The sequence below is a fragment of the Kordia sp. genome (genome assembly GCF_965224175.1).
Classification (GTDB): Bacteria; Bacteroidota; Bacteroidia; order Flavobacteriales; family Flavobacteriaceae; genus Kordia.
The window spans coordinates 1,719,012-1,744,690 of the sequence record NZ_OZ245041.1 but is presented as its reverse complement, the minus strand read 5'-3'; the positions used below and the strand labels follow the sequence as shown (position 1 = coordinate 1,744,690).

General features: G+C 32.8%; 24 protein-coding genes. 12 read left to right on the top strand and 12 right to left on the bottom strand.

The window, feature by feature from the left end; genetic code table 11:
• Positions 1-73 precede the first annotated feature (73 nt).
• Together ACOQOS_RS07750 and ACOQOS_RS07745 are read left to right on the top strand one after the other, a co-directional pair.
• On the top strand, positions 74-613 hold the full coding sequence (locus ACOQOS_RS07750) for a sigma-70 family RNA polymerase sigma factor (RefSeq protein WP_420574398.1): 540 nt from the start codon (positions 74-76) through the stop codon (positions 611-613).
• Positions 614-741: 128 nt separating this feature from the next.
• Complete coding sequence (locus ACOQOS_RS07745; RefSeq protein ID WP_420574397.1) at positions 742-3,516, top strand: T9SS type A sorting domain-containing protein; 2,775 nt, start codon at positions 742-744, stop codon at positions 3,514-3,516.
• 72 nt (positions 3,517-3,588) lie between these two features.
• Here ACOQOS_RS07745 and ACOQOS_RS07740 read toward each other — a convergent pair whose 3' ends face one another.
• Together ACOQOS_RS07740 and ACOQOS_RS07735 are read right to left on the bottom strand one after the other, a co-directional pair.
• Entirely contained in the window at positions 3,589-4,284 is a 696-nt protein-coding gene (locus ACOQOS_RS07740) for a DUF4328 domain-containing protein (protein ID WP_420574396.1), read from the bottom strand.
• Positions 4,285-4,287: 3 nt separating this feature from the next.
• Complete coding sequence (locus tag ACOQOS_RS07735; protein WP_420574395.1) at positions 4,288-5,052, bottom strand: DJ-1/PfpI family protein; 765 nt, start codon at positions 5,050-5,052, stop codon at positions 4,288-4,290.
• Positions 5,053-5,114: 62 nt separating this feature from the next.
• On the opposite strand from ACOQOS_RS07735, the gene ACOQOS_RS07730 reads away from it, so the two are divergent.
• The gene (locus ACOQOS_RS07730; protein ID WP_420574394.1) at positions 5,115-7,043 is read left to right on the top strand and encodes a CocE/NonD family hydrolase; all 1,929 of its coding nucleotides are present in this window, start codon (positions 5,115-5,117) and stop codon (positions 7,041-7,043) included.
• A 195-nt stretch (positions 7,044-7,238) separates the two neighbouring features.
• Here ACOQOS_RS07730 and ACOQOS_RS07725 read toward each other — a convergent pair whose 3' ends face one another.
• Together ACOQOS_RS07725 and ACOQOS_RS07720 are read right to left on the bottom strand one after the other, a co-directional pair.
• Positions 7,239-7,613, bottom strand: a complete 375-nt coding sequence (locus ACOQOS_RS07725) for a VOC family protein (protein ID WP_420574393.1) — start codon at positions 7,611-7,613, stop codon at positions 7,239-7,241.
• 27 nt (positions 7,614-7,640) lie between these two features.
• Positions 7,641-8,852: an MDR family MFS transporter gene (locus ACOQOS_RS07720; RefSeq protein ID WP_420574392.1), complete on the bottom strand. Its 1,212-nt coding sequence runs from the start codon at positions 8,850-8,852 to the stop codon at positions 7,641-7,643.
• Positions 8,853-9,177: 325 nt separating this feature from the next.
• Between ACOQOS_RS07720 and ACOQOS_RS07715 the strand changes: the two genes are divergently transcribed.
• Positions 9,178-9,783 carry a DUF1684 domain-containing protein gene (locus ACOQOS_RS07715; protein WP_420574391.1) on the top strand — a complete coding sequence of 202 codons (606 nt, stop codon included), beginning with the start codon at positions 9,178-9,180 and terminating at the stop codon, positions 9,781-9,783.
• Here the strand turns inward: ACOQOS_RS07715 and crcB are convergent.
• Together crcB and ACOQOS_RS07705 are read right to left on the bottom strand one after the other, a co-directional pair.
• The gene (gene crcB / locus ACOQOS_RS07710; RefSeq protein WP_420574390.1) at positions 9,780-10,151 is read right to left on the bottom strand and encodes a fluoride efflux transporter CrcB; all 372 of its coding nucleotides are present in this window, start codon (positions 10,149-10,151) and stop codon (positions 9,780-9,782) included. The two genes, ACOQOS_RS07715 and crcB, sit on opposite strands and share 4 nt — an antisense overlap.
• An 87-nt stretch (positions 10,152-10,238) precedes the next feature.
• On the bottom strand, positions 10,239-11,285 hold the full coding sequence (locus ACOQOS_RS07705) for an SRPBCC family protein (RefSeq protein WP_420574389.1): 1,047 nt from the start codon (positions 11,283-11,285) through the stop codon (positions 10,239-10,241).
• 223 nt (positions 11,286-11,508) lie between these two features.
• Here ACOQOS_RS07705 and ACOQOS_RS07700 point away from each other — a divergent pair, with 223 nt between their 5' ends.
• Both ACOQOS_RS07700 and ade read left to right on the top strand, forming a co-directional pair.
• Complete coding sequence (locus ACOQOS_RS07700; protein ID WP_420574388.1) at positions 11,509-13,563, top strand: dipeptidyl-peptidase 3 family protein; 2,055 nt, start codon at positions 11,509-11,511, stop codon at positions 13,561-13,563.
• A gap of 78 nt (positions 13,564-13,641) precedes the next feature.
• Complete coding sequence (gene ade, locus ACOQOS_RS07695; RefSeq protein ID WP_420574387.1) at positions 13,642-15,261, top strand: adenine deaminase; 1,620 nt, start codon at positions 13,642-13,644, stop codon at positions 15,259-15,261.
• Between the two features lie 4 nt (positions 15,262-15,265).
• On the opposite strand, the gene ACOQOS_RS07690 is transcribed toward ade, so the two are convergent.
• The 4 genes from ACOQOS_RS07690 to ACOQOS_RS07675 form a co-directional block, all read right to left on the bottom strand.
• Complete coding sequence (locus ACOQOS_RS07690; RefSeq protein ID WP_420574386.1) at positions 15,266-17,650, bottom strand: hypothetical protein; 2,385 nt, start codon at positions 17,648-17,650, stop codon at positions 15,266-15,268.
• 94 nt (positions 17,651-17,744) lie between these two features.
• Complete coding sequence (locus ACOQOS_RS07685) at positions 17,745-17,945, bottom strand: hypothetical protein (protein ID WP_420574385.1); 201 nt, start codon at positions 17,943-17,945, stop codon at positions 17,745-17,747.
• Positions 17,935-18,549 carry a response regulator gene (locus ACOQOS_RS07680; protein ID WP_420574384.1) on the bottom strand — a complete coding sequence of 205 codons (615 nt, stop codon included), beginning with the start codon at positions 18,547-18,549 and terminating at the stop codon, positions 17,935-17,937. Before ACOQOS_RS07680 ends, ACOQOS_RS07685 begins: the two co-directional genes overlap by 11 nt.
• Before the next feature lie 170 nt (positions 18,550-18,719).
• Positions 18,720-18,908, bottom strand: coding sequence for a hypothetical protein (locus tag ACOQOS_RS07675; protein WP_420574383.1), 189 nt, complete (start codon positions 18,906-18,908; stop codon positions 18,720-18,722).
• A gap of 142 nt (positions 18,909-19,050) precedes the next feature.
• Between ACOQOS_RS07675 and ACOQOS_RS07670 the strand changes: the two genes are divergently transcribed.
• A complete protein-coding gene (locus ACOQOS_RS07670) occupies positions 19,051-19,440 on the top strand; it encodes a hypothetical protein (protein ID WP_420574382.1) in 390 nt (129 codons plus the stop codon).
• Between the two features lie 119 nt (positions 19,441-19,559).
• Here the strand turns inward: ACOQOS_RS07670 and ACOQOS_RS07665 are convergent, their stop codons facing one another.
• Entirely contained in the window at positions 19,560-20,627 is a 1,068-nt protein-coding gene (locus ACOQOS_RS07665) for a branched-chain amino acid aminotransferase (RefSeq protein WP_420574381.1), read from the bottom strand.
• A 130-nt stretch (positions 20,628-20,757) separates the two neighbouring features.
• On the opposite strand from ACOQOS_RS07665, the gene ACOQOS_RS07660 reads away from it, so the two are divergent.
• The 3 genes from ACOQOS_RS07660 to ACOQOS_RS07650 all read left to right on the top strand — a co-directional run bounded on the left by ACOQOS_RS07660 (position 20,758) and on the right by ACOQOS_RS07650 (position 22,945).
• Positions 20,758-21,270, top strand: coding sequence for a DUF4920 domain-containing protein (locus tag ACOQOS_RS07660; protein ID WP_420574380.1), 513 nt, complete (start codon positions 20,758-20,760; stop codon positions 21,268-21,270).
• Between the two features lie 2 nt (positions 21,271-21,272).
• Positions 21,273-21,950, top strand: a complete 678-nt coding sequence (gene mnmD, locus ACOQOS_RS07655; RefSeq protein ID WP_420574379.1) for a tRNA (5-methylaminomethyl-2-thiouridine)(34)-methyltransferase MnmD — start codon at positions 21,273-21,275, stop codon at positions 21,948-21,950.
• Positions 21,951-22,033: 83 nt separating this feature from the next.
• The gene (locus ACOQOS_RS07650; RefSeq protein WP_420574378.1) at positions 22,034-22,945 is read left to right on the top strand and encodes a TIGR01777 family oxidoreductase; all 912 of its coding nucleotides are present in this window, start codon (positions 22,034-22,036) and stop codon (positions 22,943-22,945) included.
• Between the two features lie 46 nt (positions 22,946-22,991).
• Here the strand turns inward: ACOQOS_RS07650 and ACOQOS_RS07645 are convergent, their stop codons facing one another.
• Positions 22,992-23,648 carry a YceI family protein gene (locus ACOQOS_RS07645; protein ID WP_420574377.1) on the bottom strand — a complete coding sequence of 219 codons (657 nt, stop codon included), beginning with the start codon at positions 23,646-23,648 and terminating at the stop codon, positions 22,992-22,994.
• A gap of 173 nt (positions 23,649-23,821) precedes the next feature.
• Between ACOQOS_RS07645 and ACOQOS_RS07640 the strand changes: the two genes are divergently transcribed.
• Together ACOQOS_RS07640 and dnaJ are read left to right on the top strand one after the other, a co-directional pair.
• Positions 23,822-24,373, top strand: coding sequence for a nucleotide exchange factor GrpE (locus tag ACOQOS_RS07640; protein ID WP_420574376.1), 552 nt, complete (start codon positions 23,822-23,824; stop codon positions 24,371-24,373).
• Positions 24,374-24,435: 62 nt separating this feature from the next.
• The gene (gene dnaJ, locus ACOQOS_RS07635) at positions 24,436-25,569 is read left to right on the top strand and encodes a molecular chaperone DnaJ (protein WP_420574375.1); all 1,134 of its coding nucleotides are present in this window, start codon (positions 24,436-24,438) and stop codon (positions 25,567-25,569) included.
• Positions 25,570-25,679: the final 110 nt, after the last annotated feature.

Here is a 25,679-nt window from a genome sequence, read left to right as displayed (position 1 = left end):
ATTAATGAGATTGTCTTAGAAAAACTGTTTATCTTTCTAAGGCAATCTTACAATAGTAGAAAAAAGAACAAAAATGACCACTATAGAAGTTTGGAAAACCTATGCAGATGATGTAAAACGAGTGATTATGAGTAAAGTAAAAGATGCTCAAATTACAGATGATTTAGTACAAGAAGTATTCATCAAAGTTCATACAAAACTAACTACAGTAGAAGATGAACACAAGGTAAAATCTTGGTTGTTAAGTGTCAGTAGAAATACGGTATTAGATTATTTCAGAAAATCTAACAAAGAAGTTCCATTAGATAAAGAAGCAACGATTGTAAGCGAAGAAAGCTATACACATTCCGAGAAAGATTGTTTACCTGGCATCATTAAAAATTTACCTAAAAAATATAGAGATCCTTTATTCTTATCAGATATAAAAGGTATCAAACAAGCAGAAATTGCTCAACAATTAAAACTACCATTACCTACTATAAAATCGCAAATACAACGTGGACGAAAACTTATAGTACAAGGGTATATGGATTGTTGTGATTACAAATTAAATGATAAAGGCTTTCTCATAGGAGAAGTAAAAGACAAGCAACAATGTAAGGTTTGCAGTTAATTTTTGCTCTTTATCTATTTTTAACATTTCAGTACTTAGAAATGATTACATTTACTAAACAATCTAACTTTTTAAATGCTATGATAAAAAAGTATTCCCTTCTCATACTGTTATTTGTATGCTCCATTATGTATTCTCGAAACCCTGTTAATGATGATTGTGAAAATGCTATTGTTATTAATGCTTTAGAAAACGTTGCTACTTATTTTACAGCAAATGTAGTTGGAGCATCTCTAAGTCAAAATGGAACATGTGAAGATCCAGATATTCAATACAGAGATGTATGGTATGAATTTACAATGCCAATAGATGGTAATATTTTTGTTCGGATATATAATTCTAATAATCATTATATTACACTATATGAAACTGACTGTTCTGGTACAGAAATAGCATGTCAAACAAGTGATACGAATTATTTCTATAACCTTACTATGGGAACTACGTATAAAATGAAATACTCTAAAATAGCAACTAATTTAGGTCTTACTACGATGTATTTAAGAGCATTTAAACCTATTACTAATGATGAATGTGCTGATGCAGAGTTACTTTCTTTAGAATCAAGTATACCCACTCAAGTGAGTAGTAATGCTATATTTGGAAATGAAAGTTTAACAACTAGCAGCTGTGAAGATGTCGGTAATACATATAATGATGTTTGGTATAAATTTATAATGCCTATAAATGGTAGTCTACATATTAAAGCAGCTAATTCTGTATTTGCTGGGGCTTATTTTACTCTTTATGATAATTGTTCAAGTGCTGAAATTGGATGCGAAGATATTAAATATGGATCAAGTGTTTTTTTTTATGACTTGATAGCGGGGGCAGAATATACTCTTAGACATTCGATAAGGTCAAATGTACTTACTAATGATTCATTTTCAATAGGAGCTTTCGAAGTTGCAACTAATGATGAGTGTACAACTGCTGAAAGTATTATTGTTAGCGAAAATACAGAAACTACAATAAATTTTGATCTTAGACGAGCTACATATTCACAAATTCCTACTCCAATTCCTAATTCAACTGAACATGATTTATGGTATGAATTTACCATGCCTGTCGATGGGAATCTTTACTTTAACAGAACATTAGACCCAGGATCATTTCTTATTTTAAAAACATTGTATGATTCTTCTTGTACAGGAGATGCATTACAATATTCCGCTTCTAGATATCTTCGTGATTTGACAGCAGGAACAACTTATTTGTTGAAATTAAGTATGAGTACACGTCGTATTTTTACAGATGACCAAATAAGTATACAACCTTTTGGTTTTCCTAATAACATAGATTGTGCAAATTCAGAATCAATACCATTAAGCCTCACAGAATCAACTATTGTAGATGTAGATACTCGAACAGGGTTTGCTGCAACTCAAGGAAATAATTGTACTTCAGTAAGTAATGGATATCATGATTTGTGGTATAATTTTACGATGCCATACGACGGTAAAGTTCGTCTGTTTGTTGACGATAACAAAACAAGTGGTCATTATTTTACATTGTATAATGGATGCTCGGGAAATGAAGTAGCTTGTGGAGGGATTAACCCTAACTTTGATAATCTTACTGCGGGTACTAATTATACTTTACGATACACTAATAATGAAAGCCATTTAAGCGGATATCATGATGGAAACTTTAGTATACAAGCATTTGAATATGTATCTAATGATAATTATACAAATCCAGAACCTATTCAAATCGTAGATTTTGGTCAATGTAGTACACAAACTATTACAGCAAACTTTAACAGTATGAGACCTAGTAATCCTCCTGGGAACGGGTGTTTTCCTAATCCTGGTTATTCAGAGCATTATAAGGATGCATGGTATGAATTTACACCTACATTTACAGGAGTGGTTAATATCCGAAATACCTCCTTAGGAATATCTAATAGATTCTCTGTACACTCTACAAATATAAATTCTGCTTTAGAATGTTTTGAAGAACAAGGAAATATTTCTGTTACATCCGGAAATACGTATTTACTAAGAGTTGGAAAAGTTATAACAAATGATGAATTGATAGAAACAAATGATATTGCTACGTTTTGTGTACAAGCTTTTCCGACAATTGAAATTTCAAATGGAGTTGTAAATAATTGTGAAACAAATCCTGTTGTAACTATATCTTCAGCAAATGGAAATACAAATACATGGGTTTCTCTTTATGATGCTTCTGGAGATATTGTAGCAGATATTAATGCCAATGGTAATGAACTTGGAGAGGTGTCAAGCACACTTTTTGTAGATGGAGATGATACAAGAACTGCAGAAACTATTGGTTATACACTTCACTATTTAAGAAGAGATATTACTATTGTAACAGAGTTAGCTCCTGTCATACCTATTGGTGTTCGTTTGTATGTGAAAAGCGATGAGGTAAATGATGTAATGAGTACAGTAAATCCTTTTGATCCTTCTGTTGCTTTTCCTGGAGTAAATGAGCTGAAAATTATGCAAGTAGTTAACAATAACTGTGATCCATCAGGATATACTCTTTCATCAGGGAATTTTATTAATGATCCAATACATCAATATTATGGATACGATTCTATATATGAAACTGAAATGACTGAATCTTCTACCTTCTATTTTTCATTCGTAGACATAGATAATGTATTATCCGTAGACGATCTTGAAACTGATAAACTAGAATTAAGCGTTTATCCAACGTTTTCTGATGGAATCATTAACATTAAAGCCAAACGCAATCTTGGAGCTTCAAAAGTGGCAGTATTTGACATGCATGGAAGAGAAGTGTTTTCTAAAAAAATGATCTTAAGTACAACTCCAAATTCATTACAACTAGATAGATTAGCAAAAGGAGTATACTTTTTAAAAGTACAGAATGAAAATGCAGTGCACACTCAAAAAATAATTCTAAAATAAAGAGTGTATTTATATAAAATATAAAACTAAAAGCTACTAGAGTTTTTGTATGACAAACTTTAGTAGCTTTTTTTATATGGTAACTTTTCCAATCTCGTCAATTTCAGAAACTGATTCGTTTGTTTCTCTAAGTAAAGTTTCAACTTTTGTGACTTTGTAAATAAGATATAACACACATAGTGTAGCAATAATTGTCACAACTTCAGAAATAATCATATATCCGTTAGCATCTACAAAAGTTGAAATATCAAAAGCAGCTTCTCTTTTATTTGAAGCGTAATTCGCGAAAAAACTATTTACCCAATATAAAATCCACCAAACGGTAATAAAAGAAGTGTCGGTATCAACTTTTAAATTTGAGTTATACTCTCTAATAGCATATTGTGTTTTTAAAAAAATCTCTTTTGCGTTAGTAACGGGACGATAAAAGAATAGGATAGGAATAAAAAATCCCCAAGCAGCACCATTCTCACTACTTTCTGTAGGCTGGTGTTTTCTAATCAAATTGCCATAAGCTCTTTTAAACCAACGGATAAAAAATACAATAGCAGCAATATTTACTAAAAATTGAATAATATATGCTACAGGAATTACTACATCTAAAAGCTGAATTGTAGATAGATATTCTTCTGTATTTGTATAGTTTTTTAGTTGATAACTCTGATAAATCAATAATAAGATTGATATTCCACTAATGCAAGCCAAGGCAATAAAAACCAAAGAAGCATCTCTACTACGCTGAGAATTATCTCTTAGTTCTTCTTGCATTCGTTATTGTTTGATAATTGTATGTGGATAACCATCCAAAGTCCAATCTATAACCAAACCACCGGCAAGACTTTTTGCAATTTCTTTTCCGTATAAATGTTCACATAAATACAAAGCGGCTTCAAAACTTTTTGCGCCACCAGCAGAAGTAATGTATTTTCCATCATGAACAAACAAAGTATTGTCTCTAATATCTAACTTCGGAAACATTTCGCGCATCTTAGGAATATCACTTGGAAACGTAGTCGATGCTACATTATCTAGTAATCCTGCTTTCGCTAATACGAAAGCACCGTCGCAGTGTGAAGTCACAAATTGAGCATCTTTAGCAATTCTTTGTACAAAGGAAATCATTGCAGAATCTTCCAAATCTGTATCCAAATGATGTTCGGCACTTGGAACTACTAATATGTCTATCTTGGGTAAAGCATCTTTTAAATAATTGAAATCGGGCAAAATACGCATGCCTTCAAAAGTAGTAATGGCATCATCAGTATTGGCAACGGTAAAAACATTCATAGCTTTTATATTTTCGCGAAAAATAGTATGCTGAAAAATATCGAAAGGCGCAGTCAATTCCGTATTAAATACTCCATCCATAATTAAAAAACCAACATTATAACGATTCGCTTCAAGTTTAGGAAACTGTTTTTTAGCTATACTTTCTTTCGTAGTCAACTCATCAGCTTTTGTAACTTCTGGTGTTACTTTAGTTTCACAACTAACAATGCATGCTGCAAACGTTAAAATAAGTAGGATTCTTTTCATTGTCATATAATAGCGATTAATATTTTGTAAATTTAGACATTAAAATTTACGAACTACAATCAATGAAAACCTTTTTTAGACTCACCCTATTATTTACATTCTTACTTACTGCTTGTACAAAAACTGAAAAAACTTCAACCAAAGTTGCTAAAGTAGAAGATACATATGTTAAAGATCATTATGACAAACAAGAAGTTACGATAGAAATGCGTGATGGTATTAAATTGCATACTACCATATATTCTCCAAAAGATAAAAGTCAAAAATATCCAATCTTAATGATGCGTACACCTTATAGTTGTAAGCCTTACGGAGAAAATGAATACCGAAAAAAAATTGGTCCAAACTCTCACTTAATGAAAGAAGGAAACATCATTGTATATCAAGATGTACGTGGTCGTTGGATGAGTGAAGGTATATATGATAACATGCGTGCGTATATTCCAAATAAGACTGATAATACACAAATTGATGAATCTTCAGATACTTATGATACCATAGATTGGTTGGTGAAAAATGTTGAAAATAATAATGGAAAAGTAGGAACTTGGGGAATTTCGTATCCAGGATTTTATGCTACGTATTCTACAATTGATGCGCATCCAGCATTAAAAGCAGCATCACCGCAAGCTTGTATTGGAGATTTCTTTTTTGATGATTTTCACCATAACGGAGCATTTTTATTAAGCTATTTTAGAGCAGTTTCTTTATTTGGAACGATAAAAGATGTGCCAAAAGATTCGGCATGGTACAAATTACCAGATTTAGGAACAAAAGATCAATATCAATTCTTTTTAGATGCTGGACCATTAAGCAATTTGAACAGTTATTTCGAATATGAAAAACTAGACAATGTTATTACGTCAAAATCAGATCAAGTAGATGATGTATTTTGGAAAGAAATTATCAATCATCCAAATTATGACAGCGTTTGGAAGCCCAAAGGGTTAATTCAGAACCTAAAACATTCAAAATCGTCAGTAGCTACTATGATCGTTGGTGGTTTGTTTGATGCAGAAGATTTATACGGACCTTTTGAGACGTACAAAGCTATTGAGAAAAATAATCCGGATGCATACAATACAATGGTTTTTGGACCTTGGGATCACGGAAGATGGTCAAGAACAGACGTAAAAAACTATGTTGGAAACTACTATTTTGGCGATTCTATCTCATTAAACTTTCAGCGTGATGTAGAAACCAAATTCTTCAACCATTTCTTAAAAGGTAATGGAAGTAAAAATTCAGGTTTGCCAGAAGCCTATGTATTTGATTCAGGTAAAAAATCATGGAGTAGTTTTGATAATTGGCCACCAGCTAATACTTCAAAACAAGAAATGTATTTAAATGCAGATCAAGAATTGTCAATCACTAAAAAAAGAAACAGCAAAGAAGTATTCATCAGTGATTTAAAACGTCCTGTTCCTTATTCTGAAGATATCAAAACAGTATTTACGCCAAGAAAATACATGACAGACGATCAACGTTTTGCCGCACGTCGTCCAGATGTATTGATCTTTGAAACTGAAGTGTTAACAGAAGATTTTACATTGGCAGGTGACATACTAGCAAAATTAAAAGTGGCAACTACAGGAACTGATGCAGATTGGATTGTAAAAGTAGTAGACGTTCATCCGCACGATGCAAAAGAACAAAAAGATGGCATGCAAGATCATTTAGCTATGAGTAACTATCATTTAATGGTAAGAAGTGAAGTAATGCGTGGACGTTTTCGTAACAGTTTTGAAAACCCTGAACCATTTGTGCCAAACCAAAAAACGGCAGTAAATATCAAGTTGCAAGATGTATATCATACTTTCAAAAAAGGTCACAAATTACAAATTCAAGTACAAAGTACGTGGTTTCCGTTAATTGATTTAAATCCACAAACTTTTGTGCCAAACATATACAAAGCAAAAGAAGAAGACTTTAAAAATCAAACACATACAATCTTCAACGATTCAAAAATTGAATTTTCAGTGTTAAAATGATTTTAGCTACTAGTACTGAGTATTTAGTACTGAGATTTTAAAAATAGATAGACTTCGCTGTAAAACATTCAAAACGTCAGTTCGAGTATCTAATCTCTGATTTGATATATCGAGAAGTACTTTGATTTCAAAGTACTTCTCGATACTATTTTCTACCGAAAATCACTCGAAGTGACGTTTCTACATTTAAAGTTTCTAAATACGCCACGGCGGATTCTTTCTATCTTCGCCAGCTTTAAACAGTATCAATTTATTACCATCTAAATCGTTTAAATGTGCTTCACGCCAATTCCACGATTTATCTTCTGGCATGCTTGTAAAATTGATTCCTTTTGCTTGTAATTCAGTAACTTTTTTGTCTAAATCATCATTCTCAAAATATAAAGTCACATTATGACTTTCTGACATCTTAGTTACTTCATGAATAGAAAAGGTAGCTTCACCATCAGGGCATTCAAAACGTACATATCTAGGAAGTGCATCTACAATAAGATGCAATCCTAATGTTTTATAAAATTCCGTTGCTTTGGCAACATCTGTTGACGAAATGGTAACTTGATTTAAATTCATAATATCTTATTAAGATTCAAGTTCATATTATAATCCTTTTTGTGTTCTTTTATGCAGCCATATGGCTAATAACATAGCAATAACTCCATATGTTCCAGTAACAAACCAATTGATTTGATGCCCAAAGTTTGCCACAATCTCTAATCCAGATTTTGAACTAAAAATATGTGCTAAAGAAAATGCCATGGTGTATAATGCCATATAACTACCTTCATACCCTTCTTTTGCTCTTTTAATTGCATACGAGTTTGTATATGGAAACCCAATCATTTCTGCCACTGTAATAACAACGATGTTAACGATTAAAATTCCAATCCAAAAGTTACATACAAGTACATAAAAGCTCAAACCAAATAATATACACGCATAAATAATCAACTTTGTATTCGAAATTTTCAATCGTTCTAAGTAATTCACAAATGGCATTTCAAAAATTACAATAATGAGAACATTAATAGCCAATATTAGACTTGTCTCAAATTCTGTAAGATTGAATTGTATATGTTGGTATATTGGCATAGTAATTACCAATTGGAAAAACGCCATTCCCATAAAGAAACAAATAGCAATAAAAATCCAATAGCTTTTGTCTTTATATACGGCATTCTTATCTAAAATAATATTAGTATTATTTTTGTCTATCGGTGGTCTTTTTTGTTCTTTCACTAGCAGATAAAAAATAATGATAGCTACGATACAAGTTACACCATCAATCCAAAATAGCATGTTATAACCTTCTTTAACAATAATCCAGCCTGCGAGTGTTGGTCCAATTCCCATTCCTAAATTAATAGCTAAACGAATTAATGCCAACGAACGTGTTTGATTTTCAGGTTTGCTATAAGCTTTTAACGAAACGAAAATTGCAGGACGAAACATATCCGCAATTGTCATAATTCCTAAAATAGCAAAACATAATCCCCAAAACGATGATACATATTGGAGACCAATGAATCCGAAACCTGTAATAAAAAGACTAAAAACCATGATTTTATAAAACCCGATTTTATCGACTAACTTTCCTCCTAAAAAAGACCCGAGTAACGATCCAATTCCAAAAAAGGCTAAAATTGATCCTGTATCACCATCACTAAAATCCAATTCTTTAGTTAAATACAATGATAAAAACGGAATCACCATGGTTCCCGCTCTGTTGATAAGTGAAATAAGGGCGAGAAACCATATTTCTTTTGATAATCCTTTGAATGAATCAATGTAATTAGTGTACATTTTTTTCATAATTCTAGTTTTGATTGATTAATATTTGGTTGTTTTTTGATTTGAAATTTCTCTAAAATAAAAAAGTCCGACGGTGAAGTCGGACTTTTACAATTGTATTATATAATATCTATATCAGCACAATATATAAGTGTCCAAACTCCTTTCCCAAGAAGATCTTTGTACATACTTATTTACTGTGGTAATTGTCATTTTTGTCGTATTTGAATTCAAAACTACATAAAAAAAGCACACAAAAAATAAAAATCTTCAATTATTTGATGACAAATTGTATTTTTGAACTTATTCTATTCTGAAAATTATTTAATTAAATTAATCGTACGTAATGAAAAATATTTGTCTGATTTTATGTGTTTTATTGTTGAATGTGAGTTGCGGACAAGAAAAAAAAGCCTTGATTGGTGAAACTGAATTCCAACGAGAATTGAATGCTTCTTATAAGGATGCATCTACATCACCATTAAAAGCGAAAGACTTAAAAACGTTTACTGCGTTAGATTTTTTTCCTGTAGATAATACTTATAAAGTGACGGCAAGTTTCAAACTAACTCCAGAATCAAAGCCTTTTAAAATGGCAACGTCTACTACACGAACACCAATTTATAAGTGTTACGGAATTGCAACTTTCAAACTAAACGGAAAAGAATTTTCATTAGAAATATATCAAAGTCAAGATCCAAATAGAGATCCGAAGTACAAAGACGATTTGTTTCTACCATTTACGGATGAAACCAATGGATTTGATAGTTATGGTGGCGGACGTTACATTACTGTAAAAATTCCTTCAGGAAATACATTAGAAATTGACTTCAATACTGCTTACAATCCATATTGTGCATACAATGATAAGTATTCATGTCCAATTCCGCCAAGAGTGAACTTTATGAAAACAGAGGTAAAAGCTGGTGTGAAAACTTTTAAAAAGCACTAAAAATATTTTACCACATACATTCCTAAAAACACGGCAGCAAAACCAATCACAAAACTTGTAACTGTGTACAAGAAGAAAGTCATGAAATCTCCTGATTTTAAAAAGACATGATTTTCATAAGCAAATGTAGAAAAAGTAGTAAATCCACCGCAGAATCCTGTGGCAAGTAATAGTGTATGTTGTTCGCTAATAGCTTCATTTTTGGCAGCCATACCTAAAATGATTCCTATAAAGAGGCTTCCCAAAATATTGGCAGCAAATGTTCCATACGGAATTCCTGTTGCAGCACTATTTAGGTATTTGCCTAATAGAAAACGCAATGCACTTCCAAATCCGCCGCCAAGAAAAACTAATAAGAGTTGTTTCATTTGTTACTAAACAATAAAAAGATTGTCTAAAAGTAATCATTTTGAATACAGTTTAGACAATCTTAAAATAAAAAGGTTTGTGGTTATTTACTCAGCGGCTTTAACAGCATAGTAGATATCTGTTTGTACATCTTCTGGTTTCACAGTAGTAGGATCATTTACATAGAGTTCCCAAACTGGACCAGCTGGCACTAATTTATGTTTAGCCAAAAATGCTGCAATCTTACCATGTGCTTCCATATCTCCAACTCCATATTGTCCAAATTTTGAGATTTTTACAATCGCTCCGGCAGCAAGCGTAGTTTTAGTCATTCCTTCTACAGCAGTAATTGTATCGTCACCATTAATCAAAAGACCAATATAAAATTCAGCTTCTTTCGTTTCTTCATCCCATTTAGTATATAAACTTCCAGGAGTATAATCTTCTAGTTTATTTACAGCTGCATACTGACCAGCTTTTGGCATATATTGCATAAATAAACTTGTCATTTCTTCAGGAGTGGCTTCTGTAGTTGTTTTTTGGTAGTAGCCAATAAATTGTTTTTCTTTCATTTGATGTTGTGTAACATCTCCTAATCGGAATTTTTGAGGAGGATTTCTTTCTAATTCAGCTAGAACTTCTCGCTCAATATTGTTAAGACCTCGTTCTTCCATATCGCCAAGCATTTTATCCATTCCACCACTTAAGGCAGCAAAAAACTTAAAAATAAAAGCAGTTTTATCACTTTTCATTCCCCAACTTAATTTGGTTCCTTCTGGAACTTCTTCAAATGTCCAATACACATCTGTAGGTTCATAATCACCAAATTGCATCTGTTGTTCTATAGATTTATTTTGTGTAAGACTCAAGGTTTTCATTTTCCCAGGTCCGTCTTTACTTGTCCAAGAATAATTAGCACCAATACCAGATGTTTGTTCATTATATTTTACAACAATGGTAGAATCGTCTTCCATCCATGGTCCCCAAGCTTCCCAGTTTTTATAATCGTTAATATTATTAAAAACGACATCAACAGGAGCTTTGATTACTTTACTTCTCACAACATCGTAATCGTTAGGTCTCGTAGCTACAAAAATTGCTCCTGCTACAATGAGCACAAGCAGTAGCAACAGTACATACTTAAGAATCTTCATATTATTCGGGTGTATTAGTTAGTAATGCTAATGTACAAATTTTTAATGTTTTAGTGAATTGATTACATTTGTGGCAAAAGAATAACGATTTTATAGGAAATAGGCGTTTTCTTTTTAAAATATACAAATACATTAAATATTCATTGATAAAATTGTCTTCTCATTGTTTGAAGATTATATGAATGTAATATTCGACCAAAACAAAAACAATAAAAACAAACAAATGAAATTAAAATCAATTGCAGGAATAGCATTAGCTGCAGGAATGTTATTTTCTTGTGCGGAAAAACAAACACCTTGGCAAGATAGTTTTGAAGTAAGCTATTTAGAACAAGCGAAAAATGACAAATTAGATTTTCAAGTAGAGCAATTTGCTGATGTAAAAGTATTGCGTTATGAAATTCCTGGATTTGATGAATTACCTTTAGAAAAGCAAAAGTTAGTGTATTATTTAACACAAGCTGGACTTTCTGGAAGAGATATTATGTGGGATCAAAATTATCGTCACAATCTCGCAATACGAACAGCATTAGAAAATGTATACGCAAATTATGCAGGAGATAAAGAAGCTGATGATTGGAAAGCATTTGAAGAATATTTAAAGCGTGTTTGGTTTTCAAACGGAATTCACCACCATTATTCAAATGATAAACTAAAGCCTGAATTCTCTAAAGAATATCTTCAAACCTTATTGACAGACACGCAAACAGAATTAAAAGGAGAAGCATTGGATGTAATTTTCAATGATAAAGACAATAAAAAAGTAAACAAAAAAGCAGGTGTTGATAATGTATTGGTTTCTGCCGTAAACTTTTATGGACCAGATATTACAAGTGCTGATGTAGATGAGTTCTACAAAACAGCTTACAAAGGACCAGAAGGAAAACCAGTAGAAGCAGGATTGAACTCTAAGTTAGTTCGAGAAAATGGAAAATTGGTAGAAAAAGTATGGAAGTCTGGCGGAATGTACGGAGCTGCCATCGATAAAATCATCTATTGGTTAGAAAAAGCTAAAGGTGTTGCCGAAAACGAAAAACAAGCTAAAACTTTAGGTTTGTTAATTGAGTACTATAAAACGGGAAGTTTAGACACTTGGGATCAGTATTGTATTGCTTGGGCAACGTCTACGGAAGGAGATGTTGATTGGATTAATGGATTTATAGAAGTATATAATGATCCAAAAGGATACAGAGGTTCGTATGAAACAATTGTACAAATCAAAGATTTTGATATGTCAAAGAAAATGGCTGTACTATCTGAAAATGCACAATGGTTTGAAGACAATTCTCCTTTAATTGAAAGTCATAAAAAGAAAGATGTTGTGGGAGTTTCTTATAAAACAGTAAATGTTGCAGGAGAAGCTGGTGACGCTTCGCCAAGTACGCCAATTGGTGTGAACTTACCAAACAATAACTGGATTCGTCAAGATCATGGTTCTAAGTCAGTTTCTTTAGGAAATATTATCAATGCGTATTCACAAGCTGGTGGATCGGGAAGATTAAAAGAATTTGTTCATGATGATGAAGAATTTGAATTAGAAGAAAAATACGGAAAGTTAGCTGATAAATTACACACGGCTTTACATGAAGTAATTGGACATGCTTCTGGTCAAATAAATAATGGAGTTGGTCAGCCAAAAGAAACCTTAAAAAACTATGCTTCTACAATGGAAGAAGGAAGAGCTGATTTAGTTGGATTGTATTATTTAATGGACCCAAAATTGAAAGAACTTGGATTGGTTGAAGATACAGAAGGTGTTGGAAAAGCAGCGTATGATGGATATATTAGAAATGGATTGATGACACAGTTAATTCGTTTGAATCTTGGTGATGATGTAGAAGAGGATCACATGGTAAACAGACAATGGGTTTCTGCATGGGTTTTTGAAAAAGGACAGAAAGATAACGTAATCGAGAAAGTAACTCGTGATGGAAAAACATATTATAATATTAATGATTATGTAAAACTTCGTGAATTATTTGGACAGTTATTACGTGAAACACAACGTATCAAGTCTGAAGGAGATTTTGAAGCAGCAAAAGCTTTAGTAGAAGGTTACGGAGTAAAAGTAGATCAAGAAATTCATGCTGAGGTATTAAAGCGTAACGAACGTTTCAAATCGGCTCCTTACAGCGGATTTGCAAATCCTGTTTTAGTTCCAGATATGGACGCAACTGCCAACGAAATTAAAGGGATTAAAATTATGCAACCAGCAGCATTTGACAATCAGATGTTGTATTACAGTAAGAATTATAGCTTCTTGACAGATAAGAAATAAAATTTAGAACTATATTTACATAGAATTTGAAAAGGATGCATTCGTGCATCCTTTTTTATACCATAGAAACTCAAACTCATGATCAAGCAAGGAAACATCGTAGATATCGCGAATAAAAGAATGTACAAAGGAGAAATTCATGTAGAAGCTGGAAAAATTGTCAATATTGTTGAAAAAGAACATGACAACGAAACGTATATTATTCCAGGATTTGTAGATGCACATATACATATTGAAAGTTCGATGTTGGTGCCTTCAGAGTTTGCACGTTTGGCAGTTTTGCATGGAACAGTTGCTACGGTTTCCGATCCGCATGAAATTGCGAATGTATTGGGAAAAGTAGGAGTGGAGTTTATGATTGAAAACGGAAAAAAAGTTCCGTTCAAGTTTAATTTTGGAGCGCCATCTTGTGTGCCAGCGACCAGCTTTGAATCGGCTGGCGCTGTGATTGATTCCAATGATATTAAAGAACTGTTAGCAAAGCCAGAGATAAAATATTTGGCAGAAATGATGAATTATCCAGGCGTTTTATTTGAAGATGCTGAAGTGATGAAAAAGATTGCTTGGGCAAAACATTTTAATAAACCTGTTGATGGACATGCGCCAGGATTGCGAGGTGATGATATTACCAAATATATTGCTGCTGGAATTTCTACTGATCATGAATGTTTTACGTATGAAGAAGCATTGGAAAAACTCCAAAAAGGAATGAAAGTAATAATTCGTGAAGGAAGTGCTGCCAAAAATTTTGAAGCATTGATTCCGTTGTTGGATGAACATTATGCAGAAATGATGTTTTGTTCAGATGATAAACATCCAGACGATTTACTACTTGGTCATATCAATCAATTGTGCGCTCGCGCAGTTGCTAAAGGAAATGATATTTTTAAGGTATTACAAGTTGCTTGTGTGAATCCTGTGAAACATTATAATTTGGATGTTGGACAGCTACAGGTGAATGATGTTGCAGATTTTGTGGTACTTGAAGATTTGACTAATTTTAAGGTATTGGAAACCTACATTAACGGCATCTGCGTTGCTTCTGGGGAAACGTCACATATAGATAGCGTGCCTTTTGAAATACTAAATAATTTTAATACATCTCAAAAAAATGTTCTTGATTTTCAAGTCATAGCCACGAAAAGTAAAATTCGCGTGATAGAAGCTTTAGATGGTGAATTGGTGACGAATGAGTTGATTTTAGATAGTTTGATTAATGATGGGAATCTAGTGTCGAATGTAGAGAAAGATATCTTAAAAATGACTGTTGTGAATCGTTATCAAGAGGATGCGCCTGCGATGGCTTTTATTAAGAATTTTGGATTGAAAGAAGGAGCGATTGCTTCTTCTGTTGGACATGATTCACATAATATTATTGCGGTAGGTGTTTCGGATGAAGCTATTTGTAAAGCAGTAAATCTTCTGATTAAAAATAAAGGTGGAATTTGTGCCGTTTCTGAAACTTCTGAACACGTGGTTTCCTTACCTGTTGCTGGAATTATGAGTGATAAAACTGGTTGGGAAATAGGCGAGGAGTATGCCAAATTGGATAAACTTGCTAAGGAAATGGGAAGTACATTGCGCGCGCCTTATATGACACTTTCATTTATGGCATTATTAGTAATCCCGTCGTTAAAACTTAGTGATAAAGGATTGTTCAACGGGACTACTTTTGAGTTTACTTCGTTGGAAGTTTAATTGATTATCTTGCTTTGATAGCACCTACACCAATAGTAAATCGATAACCGACTTGTAGTTGGAAGAAGGCATCGCCAGCTCCAGAGCCAACATCTCTAACATTTTTCATTCTTAGAAATATGGAGTTTGAGCGATCACTTCCAGGATAGTAAAATATTTCGGCATTTATTGTTTGTGTTTTTAAATATCCTGGTTCTTGTATGTTGAATTCTGAATAATCTCCTACAAAGGAATACCCTTTCAACTCATAGCCTATATTTAATCCAAAATTGTTGAAACGTCTTATTTCTAGATTGGCTCCTAAACCAAAGCCCATAATCTTATAATTCGCATCATTATCTTCAATTGTGGCATCTGTTCTTACTTTGGTAACATTATAACTTAATGGAAAATATAGAGAAGTCCAGAAAGGAGATTCTTTAAACCATCTAAAATTGATCAAGTTTAAGTTCGAGCCCATTTCCAAGTTAGCCCTTTCTAATAGTTCCAATTTACTATCTTGTAATAAATACTCAGTGGACATCATTCCATTACTATCTGTAACTACATTACCCGTTGCTTGTACAAATCCTGCATCATCATCAAATCGTGAATAACGAACATACGGAGATACTTTCTTTAAGAAATACAACGCTTCTCTTTTGACATTAAAAGGATTGATAAAGAAATCAGCTTTTCCTTCTATTTGAAATAGGCCATTATCTTCATCAGAGAATAAACCTAATAAATCTGTGTATGCACGTAAATCCAATACATTTTGTAAATGAGTATTGTTAATTACTTGATACGATCTTCTGTCTTTTATTTTAGCTTCTGATTCATCATCATTCGAAGGGAATTTGTAAGATACATCATCTGGCACATAATTACTTCCTGCATTTGGATGGTAATCTAAAACATCGACATATCTAATTAATAACTTTTCAAGAATATTTTCATCATAAATTTGACTTCCATCAAGACTTACATAATGAGAAAACGCTATATAACTGTCTTTCGATTTACGTGTGTAGTTTAAAATACTTATTGGATATCTGCCTTCAAAGTAAAACTCAGTTTTTTTATCCGTAGATATAAAAACCACACGTGTATCTACAATTCCACCTTCACGTAGTTCTATTTGAATAGATTTGAATAATGCACCGCCGGCAACAAGTAGCTCATCTGTGGCAGAATTGGCAGAAGACGTATTAGTTATTTTTTCTTGATCAAATTCATTTAATGTATCAATTCTATTATAAGTACTGTCATCGCCACCACCTGTAGTTGTAGTTTCTTTATCTTTTTCTGATTCACCTTTTTTTAATGAATTATACACCTTGAGACTTATTGCATGGCTATCACTATTTTTTTTATAGTTCTTTTTTATATTATTACTTTTTTGTGTACTATAACCTTCCATTTTTGCAACATCATCTAAATCGCCTACACTTATATAAAAATTAATAAACGCTTCATCTCCTGGGATTTCAAACGTACCTAAATTTGTTTTACTGTCAATACTAAATACATCTCTAAGCACTTGTTTAGTATTTTCATTACTTAGTAATTCTTCTTTTTTTATCGGTTCATTATCTCCTACAACGATAAATTTTTCTGGATCGAGTTCTTCTTTTTCTTCGAATAGCAGACAACTTCGTCCTTTAAATGTTTCTAAAACAGATGCTTCTACACCTTCATGCTTTTCTAAATATGTTTTGTATTCTTCAAACTTATCGCAAAGATCCCTGATTTCTTTTAACAAGTCTTTGTTGTCGTCAACTTCTGTTGATTTTTCCTTTTTTATAGCTTTTATTTTGTCCTCTATTTCTTTACGTTTAGTATCTTCAAGTGTGGAATCATTTAATTTACTTTCTTCATCAGCAATTTCCTTATCGAAAACAGCTATTTTTTTATCACTGTCGAACTTCCCGTCTACTTTTTCTTCAATTTCGGCTTCTTTTGCTTTTAATTTTTCTTTAAAACTGTCAATTTTAACTTCTTCTACTTCTTCTGAAGTTATGGCAGGCGAAGTGTATATTTGACAAATTCTAACTTTATAATTCGCTAGAAATTCATTCGAAACATTTTGATATTTTGATAATAATGTATGATATTCTCTATATTCATCACATTTCTCAGTGATTTTGATGTCCAATTCTTTTATCTCATTTTCAAATCCCTCTTTCTCTTTGATTTTTTTAGCTTTTTCAGCTTCGTCTTTGATGGCTTTTATTTCTCTAGTAAGATTGGACACCTGAATTACAAGATCATCTTTTTTGTCTACCAATTCATATAATGCTTTTTGTTTAGCTTGTAATTGAGGAATAAATTGATCTTCAGTAATTTCCTGTGCAGATACAGAAAAAATAGAGAAAAAAAATAAAAACGGGAATAATAATGATTTCATGGTAATATTGGTTGCAGTTAATGTTATAAAAATAGTGTTTTATGTAATACAAAAAATACTTATTTGTAGGTATTTTATAATAATAAAAAGTGTTTTACACCATCAAAGGAATATCAATTAAAATAGTCGCGCCTTTTCCAAGTGTGCTATCGATAGAAAATGTACCGTTGAGGTGTTTGATACGTTTTTTTATATTTTCTAAACTAATTCCAGCATTTTTTAAATTATTTTCGTTAAAACCTTTGTCATTGGTAACAAATAGGTATTCTCCCAAAACAACCAACCTAGAAAGCATATTTCTGCTCAATAGCATAGCCCAACAACTCATTGGCTCCTTTTAAATTGAGTTTTTGTATCATATTCTTTCGATGTGTATCTATCGTAGATTTAGAAATAAATAGTAAATCAGCAATCTCTTGAGAAGTCTTTCGTTGTGCAATGAGTGCCAGAATTTCCTTTTCCCGCCTCGATAAAATAGACTTGGAACTATTCTTAGTTACTTGCTCAATATTTAACTTTGCATCATAGTACGGCTTGTTGTCCGAAAGTGTATGTATGGCTTCTAAGACAATTTTCAAAGGTGAATTTTTCAAAATATATCCTGTAGCGCCAGCATCTAACATCTGTTGTACAGCATTATCCTGATCATACATGGTAAAAGCCAATACATTAATATGTGGAAATTCTTTCTTAATATGTCGTGTAGCAACAATGCCATCCATTTTTGGCATTCGAATATCACAAATCACAACTTTAGGCTGTTTGTGGCGGACAATCTTCAATAAAGCTTCTCCATCGTTGGCATGTCCTACAATACTAATATCTTCCTCGTATTCCAAATACGACTTAATGCCATCAATAAGAGCTTGATGGTCTTCTGCAATAGCGACTGTAATCATATGTTAGGGTTCTAAAAATTACAAACAAACTATGTGCGCCGAATATAAATTTTAACGATTTGGGAATCCTATCACGATAAAAAATGTAATAAACGTATTTATATTATGGTGGTTTCTAGTTAGTTTTCCTACAATTTACGAAAAAATGTCTAATAGAAAAACGAAAACAATTATGACACAATAAATTTCTTAATGACAACTATGGTGATAATGAAGAGTATAAAAACCAAAAGAATGCGTAAGCTTCCTTTGTAATAACGCTTGTGTAGTTGTAAATCTTTTCGATATGCATAAATCATAATTGCAACAAAAACAATCACAAAAAAAGCGGCAAAAATCAACTGACCAGAACTAAACATAACGTATAATTTATTTTTTGCAAAATTACGAATTAAACCGCAAAAGTTGTTAATAAAAGTTTCAAAATAAAATAACAATCATCCAAAAAACAGCTAAATAATCAAGTATATTTCGAATGATAATTTTTAAAATACAAACGATTTGAAAAGAAGAATAGAAGCCGTTACAGAATTTCACGAAGCATTTGGCTTAGGAATCAAAAATACACCAACCGCTAACATTAGCGAAGCAAGAAACATGCTGCGCTTCAATCTAATGAAAGAAGAAAATGAAGAATACTTAGAAGCTGCTCAAAACAATGATTTAGTAGAAGTAGCAGATGCTTTAGGAGATATGTTATACATTCTTTGTGGAACCATCATAGAACACGGAATGCAAGAAAAGATCGTAGAAGTTTTTGAAGAAATTCAACGTAGTAACATGAGCAAATTGGGCGCAGACGGAAAACCGATCTACCGAGAAGATGGAAAAGTACTCAAAGGACCAAACTATTTTAAACCGAATATCGCAAAAATATTAGCTGATAAATAATACAAAAACAAAAAAGTGACTTCAATTGAAGTCACTTTTTTATATATCTAACAGTCTAACAGTCTAACAGTCTAACAGTCTAACAGTCTAACAGTCTAACAGTCTAACAGTCTAACAGTCTAAACCTCATATCTCCAACCATGTGGATCTTCAGAAACGTTATATTGAATATTCATTAATTTCTCTTTAAAAAAGGAAGCATACGATTTTTCAAGTTTAGGCAACTCAAATTCATCGCCTGCATGTTCAAAACCAGCAATCGGATTAATCACCGCAGCTGTTCCTGCACCAAAAATTTCTTTCAACTCACCACTTCTTGCAGCTTCTTTGATTTCTGCAACAGTTACACGACGAACTTCAATGTCAATTCCATTATCTTCTGCCAATTGAATCACACTTTTACGCGTAATTCCATCCAAAATACGATCGTTATTTGGAGCAGTTAACAAAGTATCACCAACTCTAAAGAAAATATTCATAGTTCCAGCTTCTTCCAAATACTCATGTGTATTAGCATCTGTCCAAATAATTTGCTGATATCCTTTCGCATGTGCTAAACTTGTTGGGTAAAACTGTGCTCCGTAATTTCCAGCAGCTTTTGCATAACCAACACCACCATCGGCAGCACGACTAAATTTCTCTGCAAACAATACTTTCACTTCACCAGCATAGTACGATTGTGCAGGCGAACAAATAATCATAAATTTATAACTATTTGACGGAGAAGCAGAAATCGCCGCTTCAGTAGCAATCACAAACGGACGTATGTATAATGAATTTCCTTTTCCTTTTTGAATCCAGTTTTTCTCTATTTGTAACAATTGCGTTAATCCTTCAAAGAAAAACTCCTTTGGGAAATCAGGAATTGCCATACGATGTGAAGATTTATTAATACGGTGAAAATTGTCTTCTGGGCGAAATAACCAAATCTTGTCATCTTCATCTTTAAAAGCCTTCATTCCTTCAAAAACAGCTTGTCCATAATGAAAAACACGCGCCGAAGGATCAATCGTAAGTGGTTGATAAGGCATAATTTCAGGCGTTTGCCATGCTCCATCAACATAATCACATACAAACATATGATCAGTGAATACTTTTCCAAAAGCTAAACTATCAAAATCAACATTTTTAATTTTACTCTCAGAAACTTTAGAAATTTTTATATCAATAGAAAGGTCACTCATCATATAATTCTTAATTTTGTGCAAAGGTACAAATATTTAACTTTAAAAAAATCTTAGTTTTCAACAAAAATTAGTTCGTAAAATTAAAGATTCATAACAAAACCGTAATAATTTTAAGAAATATTTAATAAAAATGAAGAAAATTGTAATTTTAGGATTAACCCTACTGGCATTTGTAGCATGTAAAGACGCAAAAAATAACGAAAAAACAGTTCAAGAAACGAAAGAAGTCAAAGCTCCAGAAATGGCATATGCTTCTTTTGGAGATAAAATTGATGCTGAAGATGTACTTTCAACTGCTCAAATCAATGAAAAATACAACAGCCTAAAAGTAGGTGATACACTAGATGTAAAATTTACATCAAACATCAATTCAGTGTGCTCTAAAAAAGGATGTTGGATGCGTTTAGACTTAGGAGAAGAAAAAGAAGTCATGGTAAAATTTAAAGATTACGGATTCTTTATGCCACTAGATGCAAAAGGTGAAGTAATTGTAAATGGGAAAGCATTTGTTCAAGAAACTTCTGTTGACGAATTAAAGCATTATGCTGAAGATGCAGGAAAATCTAAAGAAGAAATTGCCAAAATTACAGAACCTAAAAAGACACTTTCATTTGTAGCAGATGGTGTTTTATTGAAAAAATAAGCTTGAAACGAAGAATTATCACCACCAAAGATGGATCAACCACAATTCATCTAGAAGAATGGAATGAGCAATATCATTCTACGCATGGTGCAATTCAAGAAGCCGAGCATGTTTTTATAAAAACGGGCTTGCAATACTTACAAAATACGTTCAATCCTGCACAAATTCATATTCTTGAAATTGGATTTGGTACAGGATTGAATGCTTTTATGACCTATCTAGAGGCACAAAAACAACAGTTAACAATAAATTATCATGGTGTTGAGGCGTATCCTGTCGCTTCCGCAGAAATTACGCAGTTAAATTACATCACTGAATTAAAAGCTGAAAACAATGCTGCAACTTTCAATAAAATGCATACTTGTGAATGGGAAACCGAAACACTAATTACAACAAACTTCAAACTGACAAAGCGACAACAATTCTTTGATCAAATTAACGATCAAAGAAAATTTAATTTAATATACTTTGATGCCTTTGGCGCGCGCGTGCAACCAGAATTATGGACGGTTGAAATTTTCCAAAAAATGTACAATGCTTTGCAAAACAATAGTGTATTAGTAACCTATGCTGCCAAAGGAAGTGTGAGACGTGCCATGCAAGAAGTCGGATTCAAAGTAGAACGACTTCCTGGTCCGCCAGGAAAACGGGAAATGCTACGTGCTACAAAAAATAACTAATATTTAGGACTCGAAAAAATACCTAACGTCTTTATATCTGTTCTTTTTAGCGTATTTTTACAGTGAAAAGAAAAATAATTCCAATGAAAATACTTATTTGTGGTGCAACTGGATTAATAGGTTCTGCTTTAAGTGAATTATGCTTAAAGGAAAATCATCAAATTCATTACTTAACTACTCGCAAAAGTAAACTAGCGCAATCTGAACATAAAAAAGGTTTTTACTGGAATCCAACCGAAGGTGAAATTGACGAAGCTTGTTTTGAAGGAGTTGATGCTATCATAAATATTTCCGGTGCTAACATTGCCAAACGCTGGACAGAAGCATACAAGCAAGAAATTGTGAGTAGCCGAGTTGATACAGCAAATGTATTGTTTAAAGCACTTCGGAATACAAAAAATCACACAGTAAAACACTATATATCTGCTTCAGGTATAGCGATCTACCCAAATTCATTAACAGAAAATTATACAGAACAAACCAAAGAAGAATCAGATGACTTTCTAGGGAAAGTGGTAAAACAATGGGAATTGCACGCCAATCAATTCAAATCGTTAGAAATTCCAGTAACAATTCTTCGTACAGGAATAGTTCTTTCAGAAAATGGAGGCGCTTTAGGAGAAATGGCAAAGCCTGTAAAATATGGAGTTGGTGCGGCAATAGGTTCAGGAAAACAATGGCAATCTTGGATTCATATTGAAGACATGGTAAGAATGTATATGCATATACTTACCAACAACATAACTGGCACCTATAATGCAGTAGGACCCAATCCAACAACAAACAAACTACTAACTAAAGAAATCGCCTCAGTACTAAAAAAGCCTTTCTTTTTGCCTAATGTACCAACATTTATGATGAAATTAATACTGGGAGAAATGAGTACACTTGTAACTTCAAGTCAGCAAGTAAACTCACAAAAAATAGAAAACACAGGTTTTACATTCAACTATCCAGAATTAACGGAAGCTTTAGAAAATTTACTCAAAAAATAAACCGACACGAAGTCGGTTTATCTAATGTATTATATGTAGAATCGTATTATTTTGTTCCTGTAAGATTTACAGATAACTCTACGTCATCACTAATAGCTCTATCTTTTACAGTATCTGCAAGTGATGAAGAACCATATTTCATTCCAAAATCTGTTCTATTAATTGTAAATACTTCGCTTACAATCATAGCTTTGTCGCCTTCCATAGAAACTTTTGCCGGGAAAGAAATATTTTTCTTCACACCTTTTAAAGTTAAATTACCTTCAATCATTGTCTTCCCATTTTCTTCTTTTACACCAGTAACAGAAAACGCTGCGCTTCCATGGTTTTCAGCATCAAAGAAATCTCCATTCAACAAATGTCCTTTCAACTTTGCGTTTCCTTCATCTTCTGCAGGAATATCTAAAACCTTCAAAGACTTAATATCAATAATAAAGTTTCCGCTTTCTAATTTTCCGTCTTTTACAGCGAAAGTTCCAGAAGAAACATTCATAGTTCCATTATGACTTCCTCCAATTACTTTAGAACCTTTCCAAGTTACTGTTGTATTTGCGGTATCAACTTTATATTTTACAGCTTCAGCCGTAATTGTTTTCTCAGCTTTTGCATCATCTGCTTTTGTTTCGTTTTTCTTATCTCCACAAGAAACAGCTAATAAAGTAACTGCTGTGAATGCAACAATGCTTAAAAATTTTCTTTTCATAGAACGAGGTTTTTAATTTAAAAAAAAAATGAATGGTAAAATTACAAAATGCAATGAAGTTTTAGAACTCAAATGTTAAAAAATATTTTTGGTGACATTTTGACATTTTTCCATAAATGGCAGTACTTTTGCAAACTAAATGACAAATACTAACAATTTTTTGGACATATATCATGAGCAAAAAAAACGATAATACAGTAGAAAACGAGCAGCCAAAAAAACAAGCTGAAGAAGCAAAAACGGCTGAAACAACTGAAAATACAGTAGAAGAAGTTTCTGTAGAAGAAAAATTACAAGAAGAATTAGCAAAAGAAAAAGATAAGTTCTTACGTCTTTTTGCTGAATTTGAAAACTATAAAAAAAGAACGAGCAAAGAGCGTGTAGAGCTTTTTAAAACGGCGAGTAAAGATGTGGTAGTTGCCATGTTGCCAGTTTTAGATGATTTTGACAGAGCTTTGACAGAAATTGCTAAAACTGATGCAGAAGATTTAAAGAAAGGTGTTGAATTAATTAGTAACAAACTAAGAGAAGCACTGAAAGCAAAAGGTTTAGGCGAAGTTCAAGTGAAAGCTGGTGACAAATTTGATGCTGAAGATCATGAAGCAGTTACACAAATTCCTGCACCAACAGAAGACATGAAAGGAAAAATCATTGATGTTCTTGAAAAAGGATATACTTTAGGAGAAAAAGTAATTCGTTACCCTAAAGTAGTTGTTGGGCAATAATAAAAACATTTTTGATGGTTCGTTGCTACAAAACGATCTCTTCGAAACAAGTTTAAAGTAAGATGAAACAAGATTATTACGAAATATTAGGTATTAGCAAAGGAGCTTCGGCAGCCGAAATAAAAAAAGCATACCGTAAAAAAGCGATTCAGTATCATCCTGATAAAAACCCAGATGATAAAGAAGCGGAAGAAATGTTTAAAAAAGCGGCAGAAGCTTATGAAGTATTGAGTGACGACAATAAAAAAGCACGTTACGATCAATACGGACATGCAGCTTTCGAAAACGGTGGTGGCTTTGGCGGCGGCGGTTTCGGTGGCGGAATGAACATGGATGACATCTTTAGTCAGTTTGGTGATATCTTCGGCGGTGCATTTGGCGGCGGTGGCGGATTTAGCGGATTTGGCGGCGGCGGTGGAAGACAACGACGCGTTAAAGGAAGCAATCTAAGAATTCGTGTAAAACTTACCTTAGAAGAAATTGCAAATGGAGTAGAGAAAAAGGTAAAAGTTCGTAGAAAAGTACAAGCTGCTGGTGTAAGCTATAAAACCTGTGGAACGTGTAATGGTTCTGGTCAAATGACTCGAATTACCAACACAATTTTAGGTAGAATGCAAACCTCTACAACATGTAGTACATGTGGTGGAGCTGGTCAAGTAATAGATAAAAGACCTGCTGGTGCTGACGGACAAGGATTAAAAGTTGAAGAAGAAACAGTAGTAATCAAAATTCCTGCAGGTGTTGTAGAAGGAATGCAATTAAAAGTAGCTGGAAAAGGAAATGAAGCACCAGGAAATGGAATTTCAGGAGACTTATTAGTAGCTATTGAAGAAAAAGAACACGATTACTTAAAACGCGAAGGTGATAATCTTCATTACGATTTATATATCAGTTTCTCAGAAGCTGCTTTGGGAAGTTCTAAAGAAATAGACACGGTAACTGGAAAAGTTAGAATCAAAGTAGAATCTGGAGTGCAATCAGGAAAAATATTGCGCTTACGCGGAAAAGGAATTCCAAGTATCAACGGATACGGGAAAGGAGATTTATTAGTACACATCAACGTTTGGACGCCAAAAACATTATCAAAGGAGCAGAGAAACTTTTTTGAAAAAATGGCAAAAGAGGAAAATTTTATCCCAAGTCCAGAGAAGAGTGATAAGTCATTTTTTGAAAAAGTCAAAGACATGTTTTCGTAATTCTTTTGGTATTACGAAAAAAAAACTATCTTTGATAAGTTACTGGCTGAAACCAGCTAGTAATTTTTTCTTTTTCATAGCAATTTTTTCCCATCCTTGATCATTTTAAG

Excerpts from the sequence above, each read along its gene's own strand:
- crcB (WP_420574390.1), bottom strand. The coding sequence starts at position 10,151 with ATGAAACAACTCTTATTAGTTTTTCTTGGCGGCGGATTTGGAAGTGCA.
- ACOQOS_RS07665 (WP_420574381.1), bottom strand. The coding sequence starts at position 20,627 with ATGATGAGTGACCTTTCTATTGATATAAAAATTTCTAAAGTTTCTGAG.
- ACOQOS_RS07650 (WP_420574378.1), top strand. The coding sequence starts at position 22,034 with ATGAAAATACTTATTTGTGGTGCAACTGGATTAATAGGTTCTGCTTTA.
- ACOQOS_RS07740 (WP_420574396.1), bottom strand. The coding sequence starts at position 4,284 with ATGCAAGAAGAACTAAGAGATAATTCTCAGCGTAGTAGAGATGCTTCT.
- ACOQOS_RS07645 (WP_420574377.1), bottom strand. The coding sequence starts at position 23,648 with ATGAAAAGAAAATTTTTAAGCATTGTTGCATTCACAGCAGTTACTTTA.
- ACOQOS_RS07705 (WP_420574389.1), bottom strand. The coding sequence starts at position 11,285 with ATGAAGATTCTTAAGTATGTACTGTTGCTACTGCTTGTGCTCATTGTA.
- ACOQOS_RS07700 (WP_420574388.1), top strand. The coding sequence starts at position 11,509 with ATGAAATTAAAATCAATTGCAGGAATAGCATTAGCTGCAGGAATGTTA.
- ACOQOS_RS07715 (WP_420574391.1), top strand. The coding sequence starts at position 9,178 with ATGAAAAATATTTGTCTGATTTTATGTGTTTTATTGTTGAATGTGAGT.
- ACOQOS_RS07685 (WP_420574385.1), bottom strand. The coding sequence starts at position 17,945 with ATGCTTTCTAGGTTGGTTGTTTTGGGAGAATACCTATTTGTTACCAAT.
- ACOQOS_RS07680 (WP_420574384.1), bottom strand. The coding sequence starts at position 18,549 with ATGATTACAGTCGCTATTGCAGAAGACCATCAAGCTCTTATTGATGGC.
- ACOQOS_RS07750 (WP_420574398.1), top strand. The coding sequence starts at position 74 with ATGACCACTATAGAAGTTTGGAAAACCTATGCAGATGATGTAAAACGA.
- ACOQOS_RS07690 (WP_420574386.1), bottom strand. The coding sequence starts at position 17,650 with ATGAAATCATTATTATTCCCGTTTTTATTTTTTTTCTCTATTTTTTCT.
- ACOQOS_RS07730 (WP_420574394.1), top strand. The coding sequence starts at position 5,115 with ATGAAAACCTTTTTTAGACTCACCCTATTATTTACATTCTTACTTACT.
- dnaJ (WP_420574375.1), top strand. The coding sequence starts at position 24,436 with ATGAAACAAGATTATTACGAAATATTAGGTATTAGCAAAGGAGCTTCG.
- ACOQOS_RS07745 (WP_420574397.1), top strand. The coding sequence starts at position 742 with ATGTATTCTCGAAACCCTGTTAATGATGATTGTGAAAATGCTATTGTT.
- ACOQOS_RS07660 (WP_420574380.1), top strand. The coding sequence starts at position 20,758 with ATGAAGAAAATTGTAATTTTAGGATTAACCCTACTGGCATTTGTAGCA.
- ACOQOS_RS07675 (WP_420574383.1), bottom strand. The coding sequence starts at position 18,908 with ATGTTTAGTTCTGGTCAGTTGATTTTTGCCGCTTTTTTTGTGATTGTT.
- ade (WP_420574387.1), top strand. The coding sequence starts at position 13,642 with ATGATCAAGCAAGGAAACATCGTAGATATCGCGAATAAAAGAATGTAC.
- ACOQOS_RS07640 (WP_420574376.1), top strand. The coding sequence starts at position 23,822 with ATGAGCAAAAAAAACGATAATACAGTAGAAAACGAGCAGCCAAAAAAA.
- ACOQOS_RS07735 (WP_420574395.1), bottom strand. The coding sequence starts at position 5,052 with ATGAAAAGAATCCTACTTATTTTAACGTTTGCAGCATGCATTGTTAGT.
- ACOQOS_RS07720 (WP_420574392.1), bottom strand. The coding sequence starts at position 8,852 with ATGAAAAAAATGTACACTAATTACATTGATTCATTCAAAGGATTATCA.
- ACOQOS_RS07725 (WP_420574393.1), bottom strand. The coding sequence starts at position 7,613 with ATGAATTTAAATCAAGTTACCATTTCGTCAACAGATGTTGCCAAAGCA.